Consider the following 15704-nt stretch of genomic DNA (forward strand, 5'->3'; position numbering starts at 1 on the left):
GCCAAAGCCGCGGCCCGCGGACGCGCCTCACCGGCCGAGATAGACCTCGATGACCCGCTCGTCGGCGGAGACGGCATCGATGGTGCCTTCCGCGAGCGTCGCGCCCTCGTGCAGCACCGTCACCTTGCAATCGAGATCGCGCACGAAGGCCATGTCGTGCTCGACGACGACGACGGCGTGGTCCTCGGCGATGCGCCGCAACAGCCGCGCCGTCTCCACCGTCTCCGCGTCGGTCATGCCGGCGACCGGCTCGTCGACGAGGAGGAGCTTCGGGTCCTGGGCGAGCAGCATGGCGATCTCGAGCCATTGCTTCTGCCCGTGGGAGAGGTCGGCGGCGAGCCGGTGTCGATGCTCGACCAGCCGCGCCACCTCGAGCACCTCGAGGATGCGCTCGGTCGCGATGCGGTTGCGCGCGCCGAACAAAGCCGACCACGGGCTCCGCTCGCCCTTCAAGGCGAGGCGCACGTTGTCCTCGACGGTGTGGGTCTCGAACACCGTCGGCTTCTGGAACTTGCGGCCGATGCCGAGTTCGGCGATCGCCGATTCATCGAGTTCGGTGAGGTCGACGCTGCCGCCGAACATCACGGTGCCCTCGTCGGGGCGGGTCTTGCCGGTGATGACGTCCATCATCGTCGTCTTGCCGGCGCCGTTCGGGCCGATGATCGCGCGCATCTCGCCGGGCCCCACCACCAGGGACAGGCCGTTCAGCGCGCGGAACCCGTCGAACGACACGCGCACGCCGTCGAGATAGAGAAGGCTCGAGGTCAGGGCTTCCTGCGTCATGGTTCACTCCGCCGGTGCGTCGGCCTCGAGGGAGCCATCGGCATCCGCGCCCGGAGCCGGGCGCGCCGGGCGGCGGCGCAGGCGGGCGAAGGTGCCGACGATCCCCTTGGGCAAATAGAGGGTGACGACGACGAACAGGGCGCCGAGGGCGAACAGCCACACCTCGGGCAGCGCGCCCGTCAGCCACGTCTTGACGAAGTTGACGACGACCGCGCCGAGCGCCGCGCCGACGAGCGTGCCGCGCCCGCCGACCGCGACCCAGATCACCGCCTCGATGGAGTTCGCGGCCGAGAATTCCGACGGGTTGATGATGCCGACCTGGGTCACGTAGAGGGCGCCGGCGACGCCGGCCATCATCGCGGAGACGGTGAAGGCGACCAGCTTGTAGTGCTCGACCCGGTAGCCGAGGAAGCGGGTACGCGCCTCCGCGTCGCGGATCGCGATCAGCACCTTGCCGTAGGTCGAGACGGTCATCGCCCGGGCGATCAGGTAGCCCACGCCGAGCGCGATCACCGTCGCCACGAACAGGCCCGCACGCACCCCTTCGGAGCGGATGTCGTGGCCGAGAATGTCCTTGAAGTCGGTCAGCCCGTTGTTGCCGCCGAAGCCCATGTCGTTGCGGAAGAAGGCGAGCATCAGGGCGAACGTCATCGCCTGGGTGATGATCGACAGATAGACGCCGTTGACGCGGGAGCGGAAGGCGAACCAGCCGAACACGAAGGCGAGCAGGCCCGGCACCACCACGACCATCAGCATGGCGAAGGCGAAGTGGTTGAAGCCGTACCAGTACCAGGGCAGCTCCGGCCAGTTCAGGAACACCATGAAGTCCGGCAGCACCGGATTGCCGTAGACGCCGCGAGAACCGATCTGGCGCATCAGGTACATGCCCATCGCGTAGCCGCCGAGCGCGAAGAAGGCGCCGTGGCCGAGCGAGAGGATGCCGCAATAGCCCCAGACGAGGTCGAGGGCGACCGCGAGCAGCGCGTAGGAGAGATATTTGCCCATGAGCGCCAGGGCATAATTCGGCACGTGAAAGGGCGAGGTGTCGGGCAGCGCGAGGTTCGAAAGCGGCACCAGGATCGCGGCGGCGACGAGGATGCCGAGGAAGATGCGGCCCTTGCCGTCGAGCAGCGCGACGAGGAAGGGCACGCGGGGAGAGCGAGACGCGCTCATGCTTCGACCGCCCTTCCCTTGAGCGCGAACAGGCCGCGCGGACGCTTCTGGATGAAGAGGATCAGGAGAACCAGGATCAGGATCTTGCCGAGCACGGCGCCGGCATAGGGCTCGAGCAGCTTGTTGGCGATGCCGAGGGTGAGCGCGCTGACGAGCGTGCCCCAGAGGTTGCCGACGCCGCCGAACACCACGACCATGAAGCTGTCGACGATGTAGCCCTGGCCGAGATTGGGCGAGACGTTGTCGATCTGCGACAGGGCCACCCCGGCGACCCCGGCGATGCCGGAGCCGAGGGCGAAGGCGAGCGTGTCGATCCACGGCGTGCGGATGCCGACGGAGGCCGCCATCTTCCGGTTCTGGGTGACCGCCCGCATCTTGAGGCCGAACGGCGTCGCCTTGAGCATCCCGATCAAAGCGAGGAACACGGCGAAGCTGAACAGGATGATCCACATCCGGCCGTAGGTGACCGAGATGCCGTGGAAATCGAACGCGCCCGACATATAGGACGGGGCGTCGACCTGACGGTTGGTCGGGCCGAACAGCGAGCGCACCGCCTGCTGGAGGATGAGGCTGACGCCCCAGGTCGCGAGCAGCGTCTCGAGCGGCCGGCCGTAGAGATAGCGGATCACGGTGCGCTCGATGAGGACGCCGACGAGCCCCGTCACAATGAAGGCGGCCGGAATGGCGATCGGGAGCGACCATTCCATCAAGCCGGGCGCGTAGGCCTGGGCGATCTGTTGCACGACGAAGGTCGTGTAGGCGCCGATCATGACCATCTCGCCGTGGGCCATGTTGATGATGCCCATCACGCCGAAGGTAATGGCGAGGCCGATGGCGGCGAGGAGCAGCACCGAGCCCAGCGAAATGCCGTACCAGACGTTCTGGAACACCTCGGCGATGGCGAGCCGGTCCTTGATCGAGGTGAGCGCGGCGTCGAAATCGGCCTTGTCGGCCGGCGGCACCTTGGCGGAGGCCTCCTGCAGGAGCGCGATGGCGTCCTGGTCGCCGCGGGCGGCGATGAGGTCGATCGCCGCCTTGCGCGCCGCCGCGTCGGCGTTCGCCGAGGTCAGCACGATCGCGGCCTTGGCGGATTCGAGGGCGGACTTGATGCCCGGGTCGGTCTCCTTGGCGAGCGCCGCATCGACGGCCCCGGCCGCGCTCTGATCGCGCGACTTGAACACGGCGTCCGCGGCGGAGAGGCGCTGCGCCGGGTCGGGCGACAAAAGCGTCAGTGCGCCCATCGAGGCTTCGAGGGCGCGGCGCACCCGGTTGTTCAGGCGAACGGGCTTCAGCCCGAACGGCGCCTCGGCGACCTTCTGGCCGGTCTTGGCGTCGACGAACGCGCCGTCCGCCGTCTTGATGAAGAGGCTCTTGTCGGCCGGTTGCACCATCAGCCGGTTCTCGGACATCGCCTGGAGGATGGCGGCGGCATTCGGATCGCCACTCGCGGCGAGCGCGGTCACGCCTTTCTCGATCTCGGGGAATTTGTCGCTCGCGAGCTCAGCGAGCGCGTCGCCGGCGGGGTCGGCCGCAGCCGCGCTCAAGCCGGCGAACAAGGCGGCGAGCGCGATCAGACAGGCGGCGGCGAACCGGGCGAACCGACGTGGCGCCGAAGGCGTGCGTCCGGTATCGACGGGGATCGGTCGGTCAAACAAAGGGGCCATCCTCGGAGCAGGCGTTCGGAGGGCGAAGGCGGAAGCGCCGGCAGAGGGCTCGACCCTGCCGACGCTCCGTTTGGCGGCATCCGGTGTGAAGGGGCGGATGCCGCCAGGTGGTTGGAAGTCGTCGTGGTTGGAAGTCTGGCTTCCAACGCGCCGCCCGGGCGGAGGCTCGGGCGGCGTCCGTTCACCCGAATTGGGTCAGTTCGCCTTGGCGGTCTCGGCGCTGCCGCCGCACTTGCCGGTCTTCACGTTGAAGTTGCCGCAGTTCATCGGGTGGCGCCAATCGGCGATCAGGTCCTTGGACCCCTCGAGGTAGGGCGACCATTCCTGGGCGACGAGCAGGCCCGGGGTCTGGGAGACGATCGAGAACTGACCGTCGTCCTGGATCTCGCCGATGAGCACCGGCTTCGTGATGTGGTGGTTCGGCATCAGGGTCGAGTAGCCGCCCGACAGGTTCGGCACGGAGACGCCGATCAGCGCGTCGATGACCTTGTCGTGGTCGGTGGTGCCGGCCTTCTCGACCGCCTTCACCCACATGTTGAAGCCGATATAGGCCGCTTCCATCGGGTCGTTGGTGACGCGCTTGTCGTTCTTGATGAACGCGTGCCACTTCGCGATGAAGTCCTTGTTCTCCGGCGTGTCGACGGATTCGAAGTAGTTCCACGCGGCGAGGTGGCCGACGAGCGGCTTGGTGTCGATGCCGGCGAGTTCTTCCTCACCGACCGAGAACGCCACGACCGGGATGTCGGTCGCCTTGATGCCCTGGTTGGCGAGCTCCTTGTAGAACGGCACGTTGGCGTCGCCGTTGATGGTCGAGACCACCGCCGTCTTCTTGCCCTGCGAGCCGAACTTCTTGATCTCGGCGACGCGGGTCTGCCAGTCGGAGAAGCCGAACGGCGTGTAGTTGATGGAGATGTCCTCGTCCTTGACGCCCTTGGTCTTCAGGTAGGCTTCGAGGATCTTGTTGGTCGTGCGCGGATAGACGTAGTCGGTGCCTTCCAGCACCCAGCGCTGCACGCCTTCGTTCTCCATCAGGTAATCGACGGCCGGGATCGCCTGCTGGTTCGGCGCGGCGCCGGTGTAGAAGATGTTGCGCGAGGATTCCTCACCCTCGTACTGCACCGGATAGAACAGGATGCCATCGAGCTCCTCGAACACCGGCAGCACCGACTTGCGCGACACCGAGGTCCAGCAGCCGAACACCGCGGCGGCCTTGTCCTTGGTGAGGAGTTCGCGGGCCTTCTCGGCGAACAGCGGCCAGTTCGAGGCCGGGTCGACGACGACGGGTTCGAGCTTCTTGCCGAGCAGGCCGCCCTTCTTGTTCTGCTCGTCGATGAGCATCAGCATGGCGTCCTTCAAGGTCGTCTCGCTGATCGCCATCGTGCCGGACAGGGAGTGCAGGATGCCGACCTTGATGGTGTCGTCGTCGGCGAGCGCGCGGCTCATCGGACCGGTGGCCGCGGTGAGCGCGGCTGCGACGGCGAGCGCCTGTCCCGCGCGCTTCACGGTCTTGAGCCCCAACGCCTCGGCCGGACGTGCAAACGCACGCCAAGCACGGCTCATGCTGAGCGACATGGTGTTCCCCTTTTTGTCGTCACGAAATGTCTCGGGAGGTCGAGCGGCGCGCTTTCGCCGCCTGTCCGCCACAGTGCGGGCGGGACCCGGGCGCGGCTATACGTCGATTGACGTAGGGCGGAGCGCTAATCGACGTACCCGGACGGCGCCGTCGCGGCTAAGAGGATATACCGCGGCATCAAACTTGCTGGACGGCGGACGGCGCAGCGCCTTTTGGGGAACGAAACCGAGCGATGGCAGGGCGGCAACGCATTCTACCGATCCGGCGCGATTACAATCGCTGGGTCGCCAACCAGACGCTCGAAGATTATGCACTGCGTTTCACCGCCAAGAGCGCGCGCCGCTGGTCGGCGCCGCGCGTCGCCCAGACGGCGATCGGCGCCATCTCCTTTCTGGCGCTGGAAGCGATCGGCGGGGCGATCACGCTGAGCTACGGCTTCGCCAACACGCTCGTCGCGACCCTCGTGGTCGGGGTCATCCTGTTCCTCACCGGCTTGCCGATCAGCCGCTATGCGGCGCGCTACGGCGTCGATATCGATCTCCTCACCCGCGGCGCCGGGTTCGGCTATATCGGCTCGACGATCACCTCGCTGATCTACGCGACCTTCACCTTCATCCTGTTCGCCATCGAGGCGTCGATCATGTCGATCGCCCTCGACGTCTGCTTCGGGGTGCCGCTGCCGATCGGCTACGTGGTGAGCGCCGTCGTCGTGATCCCGCTCGTCACCCACGGCATCACCTGGATCAGCCGCTTCCAGCTTCTGACCCAACCCTTGTGGATCGTGCTCAATATCCTGCCGGTCGGCTTCATCCTGGTGCAGGACTGGCCGTCCTTCGGGCAGTGGACCCATTTTCCAGGCCTCGGCGCGCCCGCCGGCGGCACCGGCTTCTCGTTCGACATCCTGAAGTTCGGCGGCGCCGCCTCGGTCATCCTCGCCTTGATGCCGCAGATCGGCGAGCAGGTGGACGTGCTGCGCTTCCTGCCGGCGGTGAAGGGCAAGCCGAAGCTCAGTTGGATGTTCGCGCTGATCGCCGCCGGTCCGGGCTGGATCGTGCTCGGCGCGCCGAAGCTCCTGTTCGGCTCCTTCCTCGCCGTGCTCGCCCTGCGCCACGGTGTGCCGGCCGAGCACGCGGCCGAGCCGGCCCAGATGTACCGCGTCGCCTTCGGCTACGTGCTGCCCTGGCCGGACGCGGTGCTCGCGCTCACCGCCGCCTTCGTCGTCGTCTCGCAGCTCAAGATCAACGTGATGAACGCCTATGCGGGCTCGCTCGCGTGGTCGAACTTCTTCTCGCGGCTCACCCATTCCCATCCGGGGCGGGTCGTGTGGCTGGTCTTCAACGTGGCGATCGCGCTCCTCCTCATGGAGCTCGGCATCTACCGGGCCTTGGAGCGCACCCTCGGCCTGTTCGCCGTCGTCGCGGTCGCCTGGCTCGGGACCATCGTCGCCGACCTCGTCATCAACAAGCCGCTGGGCTTGAGCCCGCCCGGCATCGAGTTCAAGCGCGCCCACCTCTACGACATCAATCCGGTCGGTGTCGGGGCGATGGCGATCTCGGCGATCGTCGCGCTGCTCGCAGCCACCGGCACGTTCGGCGCCGAGATGCAGGCCCTCGCCCCGTTCGTGGCGCTCGGGCTCGCGCTCGTGACGGCGCCGGCGATCGCCCTCGCGACGCGCGGCCGCTACTACCTCGCCCGCAAGCCCCGCGCCCATTGGCTGACGCGCACCGGCATCACCTGCCGCGTCTGCGAGCACGAGTTCGAGCCTGAGGACACCGCCTATTGCCCGGCCTATCAGGCTCCGATCTGCTCGCTCTGTTGCTCTCTCGACGCCCGCTGCCACGATCTCTGCAAGCCGAAGGCGCGGATGGAGGCGCAGTTCATGAGCGCCGTGTCGCGGGTGCTGCCGCGCGCCCTCGTCGCTCGGCTCGATCCGCGGCTCGGCTATTATCTCGGCATCCTGGCACTCTTCACGGCGGTCCTGAGCCTCGTCCTCCTCCTCGTCGACGTTCAGGTCGTGTCCCACGCCGGGAACGATGCGGAGATCATTCGCCAAGCCCTCTGGGCCGCGTTCTTCATCCTCGTCATCGTCGGCGGCGTGGTCGCGTGGTTCTTCGTCCTCGCCCAGGACAGCCGGCGCGTCGCGCAGGAGGAATCGGCGCGCCAGAACACGCTGCTCCTGAAAGAGATCGAGGCGCACCGCCGCACCGACATCGCCCTCCAGCGCGCCAAGGAGGTCGCCGAGGCCGCCAACCTCGCCAAGAGCCGCTATCTCGTCGGCCTCAGCCACGAACTCAGGACGCCTCTCAATGCGGTGCTCGGCTATGCCCAGCTTCTCGAACGGGATGCGGCCGACGGCCAACAGACGAGCCCGGGCGGCATCCGCGTCATCCGCCGTAGCGCCGAACATCTCTCCGGCCTGATCGACGGCCTCCTCGACATTTCGAAGATCGAGGCGGGCCGCCTTCAGCTCGGCCGCAACGAAGTCAGGATCGCCGATTTCCTCGACCAGATCGTGGACATGTTCCGCCTTCAGGCCCAGGCGAAGGGGCTCGACTTTCGCTTCGCCCGGGCCGACGCCCTGCCGGAGGTGGTGCGCACCGACGAGCGGCGGCTGCGCCAGATCCTCATCAACCTGCTGTCGAACGCCATCAAGTTCACCGATGCCGGCTTCGTCTCCCTGCAGATCGCCTACCGCAACCAGATCGCGACCATTGTCGTCGAGGATTCCGGGATCGGCATTCCGCGCGAAGACCTCACCCGCATCTTCGAGCCGTTCGACCGCGGGGCGCGGGCGGACGGGCTCGCCGCCCCTGGCCTCGGGCTCGGGCTCACCATCACCAAGCTCCTCGCCGAACTGATGGGCGGCGACATTGCGGTCGCGAGTGAGATCGGCAAAGGCTCCCGCTTCCAGGTACGGCTGATGCTCTCCGCGGTCGCCAACCCGGCGCTCGCCGCCACCCCGCCCCGCATCCGCGGCTACGAGGGCCGGCGGCGCACCATCGTCGTCGTCGACGACGACCAGGACCACCGCGACCTGATGCGCGAGGCGCTGGAGCCGCTCGGCTTCATCGTCTTCACCGCGAGCGACGGCGCCGAATGCCTGACCATCGTCGACGGCATCAAGCCCGATCTCTTCCTGCTCGACATCTCGATGCCGGGCATGAACGGCTGGGCGCTCGCCGAGGCGCTGCGCCGGCGTGGGCACGTCGATGCCGCGATCATCATGCTCTCGGCCAATATCGGCGAGAGCCACCCGGCGCCGGCCGAGGCCGACGCCCACGACGACAGCCTGCCGAAGCCGTTCGACCTGCGCCAGCTCCTCGATCGCCTGCAATCCTTCCTCGACCTTGCCTGGATCGAGGATGCGCCGCCGCCCCTCGCCCCGGCGCCGGCGGCGGCCGAAGCCCCGCTCGCGAGCCCCGGCCGGGACCATGTGGAGGAGTTGATGCGCCTCGGGCACATCGGCTATGTGCGCGGCATCGAGGCGAAGCTCGACGCCCTCGCCGGCGATCCCGCCAACGCCCCCTTCGTCGAGGTGCTGCGCGGGCACATCCGCAATTTCGACTTCCGCCGCTATCTCTCGGTGCTGGAGGGGGTGGCCGATGACTGAGCCGACCAAGGCCCGCGACATCATCCTGGTCGTGGACGACAGCCCGGAGACCCTGAGCCTGCTCACCGACGCCCTCGATCGCTCGGGGGCGATGGTGCTGGTCGCCACGAGCGGCCCGCAGGCGCTCGCCCTCGTCGAACGCATCACGCCGGACATCGTGCTGATGGATGCCGTTATGCCGGCGATGGACGGCTTCGAGACCTGCCGCCGGCTCAAGGGCAACAACGCCCTCTCTCACGTGCCGGTGATCTTCATGACCGGCCTCACCGAGACCGAGCACATCGTCCAGGGGCTCGCGGCCGGGGGCGTCGACTACGTGACGAAGCCGATCGTCATCGACGAACTCCTCGCCCGCATCCGCGTCCACCTCGCCAATGCGCGCACCGCCCAGAGCGCGCGGGTCGCGCTCGACGCGACCGGGCGCTACCTGCTCGCGACCGATTCCGACGGCATCATCCGCTGGTCCACACCTCAGGCGCTGCGGCTCCTCGCCACCGCCCTCCCCTCCCGCGATGGCCGGCTGGCGCTGCCCGAAGCGGTGCGGGATCAGTTGCGGGCGGGCGGCCTGAAATCCGGCCCCGGCGTGCCGCCGATCGCGCTCGAGGGCGGGCAGAACCTGCAACTGAGCTTCCTCGGCGGCAGCGGCACCGACGAATATCTGTTCCGCCTGACGAGCGAGGAGCCCGGTCAATCGGCGGTGGTGCTGCGGGAGAAGTTCGCTGTGACGGCGCGCGAGGCCGACGTGCTCCTCTGGATCGCCCGCGGCAAGTCGAACCGGGACATCGGCGAGATCCTCGGCTTGAGCCACCGCACGGTGAACAAGCACCTGGAACAGATCTATGCCAAGCTCGGCGTCGAGAACCGCGCCTCGGCCGCCGTGTTGGCGCTGCAGGCCCTCGAGGATCGGGCGCGGTAGGAGACGCCCTTCAATCCGTGGCGCTCGATTCCCACACGACGTCGCGTACGCCGCCGATCCGGCCGATCGCTGTGACGAGCGAATCCATGTCGGAATCCTTCACGCTCGTGGTGACGAGGCTGATCTCGAGGGCGGCGAGGCCGTCCGGACGCGCCTCGAGATCGGTATCGGCCGCAGGATAGTGCGCCTCGCGCAAAATCCTCGCCACGGCCTTGCGCACCGCCGCGGCGGCGACGAGTTCGCAGGTGACGTGGATTTCGTAGGAGGCCTCCGTCTCGCCACCCGAAATCGGGATGCGGTCGATGAAGTTGACGAGCGGCCGCAGGAAGGTGTTGCAGCCGAGGATGAACCCCGTGAGCAGCGCTGCCTCGGCGACGCGGTCCGCGCCTGCGCAGGCGCCCACCGCCGCGGAGGCCCACAACGTCGCCGCAGTGTTGAGACCGCGGACGTTCATCCCCTCCTTCATGATCACGCCGGCGCCGAGAAAGCCGATGCCGGAGACGACGTAGGAGATCACGCGCGCCGCCCCGTCCGCACCGGCGATCCGCATCGCGAGATCGACGAAGGCGGCGGCGCCGAGCGCCACCAGGACGTTGGTGCGCAGACCCGCCGACCGCTGGCGATATTGCCGTTCGGCGCCGATCACCGTGCCGAGCGCGAACGCCGCGGTCAGGCTTATGGTCGTGTCGAGGAACGAGGTGAGTTCGAAGGTCTCGATGAACTGCATGACGTCCTCCGGCACCGCTGGCGACCGCTTTTAGGCGAACCACGGACGGACGGAAAGAGCGCCGAAGCGAAACGGCTATTGATCCTGCTGCGCCGGGCGGCGCGCGGCACCGGCGAGCCCGTCGTCGAAGCGGCGGACGATCGTCATGCCGTCGAACGCCGGCCGTACGCCGTCAGGCACACTCGCGGCGACCACGTCATAATCGAGGTCGATGTGCATGTCGGTGAGGATCGCCTCGGCCGGCTTCACCCGCGCGATCCATTCGAGCGCCTCGTCGAGCGAGAAATGGCTGCCGTGGGGCGTATAGCGCAGCGCATCGACGATCCAGACGCCGAGCCCTTCCAGATGCGGCATCGAGGCGGCCGGCAGATCGTGCACGTCGCTCGAATAAGCGAGATCGCCGAAGCGGAAGCCGAGGGAATCGATCTCGCCGTGATGTTGGAGGAAGGGCAGCGCGGTGATCGGGCCGCCGGGGCCGAAGACCGTCACCGGCTCGCCGGCGCGGATGCGGTGTTCGGTGAGGATCGGCGGATAATTGGAACCCGGCGGCGTCGCGAAGCAATAGCCGAACGCCTCGTGCACCCGCACCGACGTCGATGCGTCCATGTAGACGTCGACACGGCGCCGGCTGGTCAGTGCGAAGGCTCGCAGATCGTCGATGCCATGCACATGGTCTGCATGCGCGTGGGTGTAGAGCACGCCGTCGATCGTCCGCACGTTCGCTGCCAGAAGCTGCTCGCGGACGTCCGGCCCGGTGTCGACGACGACGGTCGTCACCCCCTCGTCGCCGATACGCCGCACCAGCAACGAGCAGCGGCGGCGGCGGTTGCGCGGATCGGCGGGATTGCAGGCACCCCATTCGCCGTCGATGCGGGGCACGCCGCCCGACGATCCGCACCCGAGGATCACGAATTCCAGAACGGCGTTCGTCATGTCAGGCGCCCGTCGGGGTCGCCGGCGTCGGCGCCTTCGAGAACAGGCGGAAGAAATTCGCCGTCGTCGCCTCGGCGATGGCCGCCGGCGTCACGCCCTTCGCCTTCGCCAGAACGTCCGCGGTGTGGCGGACGAAGGCCGGCTCGTTGCGCTTGCCGCGGTGCGGAACGGGCGCGAGGTAGGGCGCGTCGGTCTCGACGAGCAAGCGGTCAAGCGGTACCTCGGCGGCGATCGCGCGGATGTCCTCGGAGCGGTTGAAGGTCAGGATGCCCGAGAACGAAACGTAGAGGCCGAGCGCAAGACTCGTCCGGGCCAGTTCAGGCCCCGACGAGAAGCAATGGAGCAGCGCCTTGAACGGCCCCTTCGCCATTTCCTCGGTCAAGACCGCGGCGACGTCCTCGTCCGCGGCACGGGCGTGGATCACCAGCGGCAGGCCGGTGATGCGCGCCGCCGCGATGTGGGTGCGAAAGCCCCGCATCTGAGCGTCGCGCGGAGCCTTGTCGTAATGATAATCGAGGCCCGCCTCCCCGATCGCCACGACCTTCGGATGGGCAGCGAGCCGGACAATCTCCTCGACCGGAATGCCGTCCTCCTCCCCCGCGCTGTGGGGGTGGGTGCCGATCGAGCAGGTCACGTCGTCATAGCGCTCGGCGATGGCGCGGATGGTGTCGAAGCGGCGCACCCGCGTCGAGATCGTCACCATGTGGCCGACGCCGTTCTCCCGGGCGCGGGCGACGACGGCGTCGCGCTCCGCCTCGAAATCAGGGAAGTCGAGATGGCAATGGCTGTCGACGAGCATCAGGCGGTCGCCTCCGGCTCGATATAACGGGGGAACACGCCCTGCGGGGTCGGCAAGGCGGTGCCGGCGGCGAGACGTCCGACCGCACCGAGCCGTTCGAAGCCGCGGTCGCCCTCCGCCACACCGAGCAGGTCGAGCAGGCGCGCCGCCGAGGTCGGCATCACCGGCTGGGCCAGGATCGCCACCTGCCGGACCGTCTCAGCGGTGACGTAGAGCACCGTCGCCATGCGCGCGGGATCGGTCTTGCGCAGGGCCCAGGGCTCCTCGCTCGCGAAATAGCGGTTCGCCTCCGCCACCACCGCCCAGACATGGCCGAGCGCGGTGTGGATCTCCTGGCGGTCGATCGCGGTGCGGCAGAGCGGCAACAGCGCATCGGCACGGCCGAGCATCGCCTCGTCCGCGGCGCTGAAGGCGCCCGGCGCCGGCACGGCGGCGTCGCAGTTCTTGGCGATCATCGACAGCGAACGCTGGGCGAGGTTGCCGAGATCGTTGGCGAGGTCGGCGTTGATCCGCCCGACGATCGCCTCGTGGCTATAGTTGCCGTCCTGGCCGAACGGCACCTCGCGCAGGAAGAAATAGCGGACCTGATCGACGCCGTAGGTCTCGATCAGCCCGATCGGGTCGATCACGTTGCCGACCGACTTCGACATCTTCTCCCCGCGGTTGAACAGGAAACCGTGGGCATAGACGCGCTTCGGCGGCGCGAGGCCGGCCGAGAGCAGGAAGGCCGGCCAATAGACCGCGTGGAAGCGCACGATGTCCTTGCCGATGACATGCAGGTCGGCCGGCCAGTAGCGCTTGAATTGCTCGGAATCCACATCGGGATAGCCGACGCCGGTGATGTAGTTCGTGAGCGCGTCGACCCACACGTACATGACGTGACGGGGATTGCCGGGCACGGGGATGCCCCAATCGAACGTCGTGCGCGAGATCGAGAGATCCTTCAGTCCGCCGCGGACGAAGCTCACCACCTCGTTGCGCCGCTCATCCGGGCCGATGAAGTCCGGGTTCGCCTCGTAATGGGCGAGCAGGCGGTCCTGATAGGCGGAGAGGCGGAAGAAATAGCTCTCCTCCTCGATCCACTCCACGGGGGTGCCCTGCGGGCCACGGCGGACGCCGTCCTCACCGACGACGGTTTCGGATTCGGCGTAGAACGCCTCGTCGCGCACCGAATACCAGCCGGCATAGGAATCGAGATAGATGTCGCCGGCCGCCTCCATGCGCTCCCAGATCGCATGGCTCGAGCGATAGTGCCGCTCCTCGGTGGTGCGGATGAAAGCGTCGTTCGAGATGCCGAGCGCCGCATCCATCGCTTGGAATAGCGGCACGTTGCGGTCGGCGAGCTCTTGCGCCTTGAGCCCCTCGCGGCCGGCGGTCTGCACCATCTTGATGCCGTGCTCGTCGGTCCCGGTCAGGAAGAAGACGTCATAACCGTCGAGCCGCTTGAACCGCGCCAGCGCGTCGGTCGCCATCACCTCGTAGGCGTGGCCGACATGGGGCGCGCCGTTCGGATAGGCGATCGCGGTCGTGATGTAATATTTCGGCGTCTCGCTCATGAGGCCGGGTCTTTCCTTCGCATGCGGGAACCGCCGTGGGCGGCGGGAGGACGCGCGCCGATCGGCAGGGTCTTCTAGGCGCGCGCGCGTCGTTCGGCCTCGGCGAGATCCCGGAAGATGCCGAGCACGAGTTGCCTGCGGTCGAGATTGAACGCCTCGGCGCGACCCACGGCGCGGTCGATCTTCTCCCACACCTCCGGCCAAGCGGCAAGCTTCGCCAAGGGTTCGCCGGCGGCGCTCCCGGCGCGCACCTTGTCCGAGATATAGGATTGCACGAGGCCGAGCGCATGGTCGAAGGCGTCTTCGGCATCGCGCTGGGCGAGCGCGTCGGCCAGCGCATGCAGCGCGCGTCGATCGAGATCGCGACCGAGCGAGGCGATCACCGGCTTCACGAGGTCTTCGATCTCGACGGCGCCGCCGGTCGCAAGCTGCGCCGCACGGCGGACGCTGCCCTCCCCCGCCGCGGCCGCGCGCAGGAGACGGGTGCGCTCGGCCGTGACGCCGATCGCCTGGAGCGCGGCGAGAAGGTCCGCTTCGCCGAGCGGCGCGAGGGCGAGCCGCCGGGCTCGCGAGCGGATGGTCGGCAGAAGCCGGCCGGGCGCGTGGCTGACGATCAGGAACAGCCCGCGCGCCGGCGGCTCCTCGAGCATTTTCAGAAGCGCGTTCGCGGCGTTGGTGTTGAGATCGTCGGCCGGGTCGACGATCGCGACCCGCCAGCCGCCGCCGGACGCCGTCGAGCCGAAGAACGGCGTCAGGCGCCGCACCTCGTCGACGGTGAGCTCGCTGCGGAACCGCTTGCCCTTGTCGTCCCAGGGCCGGCGCAGGTGCAGCAGGTCCGGGTGGGCGCCGGAGGCAACGAGCCGCCCAGCCGGATGCCCCGCGGGGACGGAAAGATCGCGCGCCGCCGCGACGGTCGGTGCGTTCGGATCGGGGTTCGCGAGCAAGAAGCGGGCGAAGCGGAAGGCGAGCGTCGCCTTGCCGACGCCGCGCGGGCCGCCGAGAATCCAGCCGTGGTGCAGCCGGCCGCTGCGGTAGGCGTCGAGAAGGGTGCGCTCCGCCGCCGACTGCCCGACCAGATGGATCTGCGCGGCCGGGCTCGCGAGGCCGTCGATCGCGTCGAAATCGTCGGGAAATGCCTCTTCGCGCGCCGGCGCCCGGGCCATGCCTCGTCCTCGTGCTGCAATCTGGTGCGGGGGTCGCGTGCCGGATCGGGGATTAGTGCGGCGGGCCGAGCGCCGATGCAAGCTCGGGGAAGCGGCCGCGCACCGCCGCCCACACCGCCGCCTCGACCGCGTCCGGCGTCGCGGTGCCGTCGATCACCGCGCAGCGCTCCGGCTCGGCCGCGGCAATGGCGAGGAAAGCCTGTCGCCGCCGCTCGTGGATCTCCACGTGGTCGGCCTCGAAGCGGTCGGTCTCCGCCGCGCCGCGGCGCACCGCGGCGCGGGCGAGACCGATCTCTACCGGCAGATCGATGATGAGGGTCAAATCCGGCTTTAGCCCTTCGAGGGCGATGCGCTCCAGGGCGTCGATGAGGCCCGGATCGGTCCCGCCCGTGCCCTGATAGACCCGGGTCGAATCGGCGAAGCGGTCGCACAGGACCCAACGGCCGGCTTCCAGGGCCGGACGGATCAGGCGATCGACGTGATCGATGCGGGCGGCCGCGAACAGCATGGCCTCGGCGTCCGAGCCGAACGCGCGGGCCGCGCCGGAGAGCAGCACATGGCGGACGATCTCCGCACCGCTGGAGCCGCCGGGCTCCCGGGTGAGCAGCGCGTCACGGCCGAGCGCGGTAAGTCTCCGGGCCAAACGGCTGATCTGAGTGGATTTGCCGGCCCCCTCACCGCCCTCGAAGGTGACGAAACGACCGCGCGTCGCGCCGGAGACATCTCCGGCGTCGTCTTGCCCACGTCCGCGATAGGATCGACCGAAAGCCCTCAGGGCCTGCTCCAGCGCCGTGAAGGCGCCGGGGT

Annotated in this window: 12 protein-coding genes; 2 read left to right on the forward strand and 10 right to left on the reverse strand. The window is 68.4% G+C overall.

Annotated elements, in window-relative coordinates:
* Window positions 1-27: 27 nt before the first annotated feature.
* The 4 genes from urtD to urtA all read right to left on the reverse strand — a co-directional run bounded on the left by urtD (window position 28) and on the right by urtA (window position 5063).
* The gene (gene urtD, locus F0357_RS02655) at window positions 28-783 is read right to left on the reverse strand and encodes an urea ABC transporter ATP-binding protein UrtD (RefSeq protein WP_153478440.1); all 756 of its coding nucleotides are present in this window, start codon (window positions 781-783) and stop codon (window positions 28-30) included.
* Between the two features lie 3 nt (window positions 784-786).
* Window positions 787-1956 carry an urea ABC transporter permease subunit UrtC gene (gene urtC, locus F0357_RS02660; protein WP_153478442.1) on the reverse strand — a complete coding sequence of 390 codons (1170 nt, stop codon included), beginning with the start codon at window positions 1954-1956 and terminating at the stop codon, window positions 787-789.
* A complete protein-coding gene (urtB, locus tag F0357_RS02665) occupies window positions 1953-3530 on the reverse strand; it encodes an urea ABC transporter permease subunit UrtB (RefSeq protein ID WP_376767818.1) in 1578 nt (525 codons plus the stop codon). Before urtB ends, urtC begins: the two co-directional genes overlap by 4 nt.
* Window positions 3531-3815: 285 nt before the next feature.
* Window positions 3816-5063, reverse strand: coding sequence for an urea ABC transporter substrate-binding protein (gene urtA, locus F0357_RS02670; protein WP_246161537.1), 1248 nt, complete (start codon window positions 5061-5063; stop codon window positions 3816-3818).
* Between the two features lie 362 nt (window positions 5064-5425).
* Here urtA and F0357_RS02675 point away from each other — a divergent pair, with 362 nt between their 5' ends.
* Together F0357_RS02675 and F0357_RS02680 are read left to right on the forward strand one after the other, a co-directional pair.
* A complete protein-coding gene (locus F0357_RS02675) occupies window positions 5426-8803 on the forward strand; it encodes a hybrid sensor histidine kinase/response regulator (protein WP_153478448.1) in 3378 nt (1125 codons plus the stop codon).
* The gene (locus tag F0357_RS02680) at window positions 8796-9719 is read left to right on the forward strand and encodes a response regulator transcription factor (protein ID WP_153478450.1); all 924 of its coding nucleotides are present in this window, start codon (window positions 8796-8798) and stop codon (window positions 9717-9719) included. Before F0357_RS02675 ends, F0357_RS02680 begins: the two co-directional genes overlap by 8 nt.
* A 10-nt stretch (window positions 9720-9729) precedes the next feature.
* Here F0357_RS02680 and F0357_RS02685 read toward each other — a convergent pair whose 3' ends face one another.
* The 6 genes from F0357_RS02685 to tmk form a co-directional block, all read right to left on the reverse strand.
* On the reverse strand, window positions 9730-10446 hold the full coding sequence (locus F0357_RS02685; RefSeq protein ID WP_153478452.1) for an MgtC/SapB family protein: 717 nt from the start codon (window positions 10444-10446) through the stop codon (window positions 9730-9732).
* 75 nt (window positions 10447-10521) lie between these two features.
* Window positions 10522-11379 (reverse strand): MBL fold metallo-hydrolase, encoded by an 858-nt coding sequence (locus tag F0357_RS02690; protein ID WP_153478454.1) that lies wholly within the window; start codon window positions 11377-11379, stop codon window positions 10522-10524.
* Window position 11380: 1 nt separating this feature from the next.
* On the reverse strand, window positions 11381-12178 hold the full coding sequence (locus F0357_RS02695; protein ID WP_153478457.1) for a TatD family hydrolase: 798 nt from the start codon (window positions 12176-12178) through the stop codon (window positions 11381-11383).
* The gene (gene metG / locus F0357_RS02700; protein WP_153478459.1) at window positions 12178-13734 is read right to left on the reverse strand and encodes a methionine--tRNA ligase; all 1557 of its coding nucleotides are present in this window, start codon (window positions 13732-13734) and stop codon (window positions 12178-12180) included. The genes F0357_RS02695 and metG overlap by 1 nt, the downstream gene beginning before the upstream one ends.
* A 74-nt stretch (window positions 13735-13808) precedes the next feature.
* Complete coding sequence (locus tag F0357_RS02705; RefSeq protein WP_153478461.1) at window positions 13809-14897, reverse strand: DNA polymerase III subunit delta'; 1089 nt, start codon at window positions 14895-14897, stop codon at window positions 13809-13811.
* Between the two features lie 52 nt (window positions 14898-14949).
* Window positions 14950-15672 carry a dTMP kinase gene (gene tmk, locus F0357_RS02710; protein ID WP_208948432.1) on the reverse strand — a complete coding sequence of 241 codons (723 nt, stop codon included), beginning with the start codon at window positions 15670-15672 and terminating at the stop codon, window positions 14950-14952.
* Between the last annotated feature and the right edge of the window lie 32 nt (window positions 15673-15704).

It is taken from the genome of Segnochrobactrum spirostomi (assembly GCF_009600605.1).
GTDB classification, from domain to species: Bacteria; Pseudomonadota; Alphaproteobacteria; order Rhizobiales; family Segnochrobactraceae; genus Segnochrobactrum; species Segnochrobactrum spirostomi.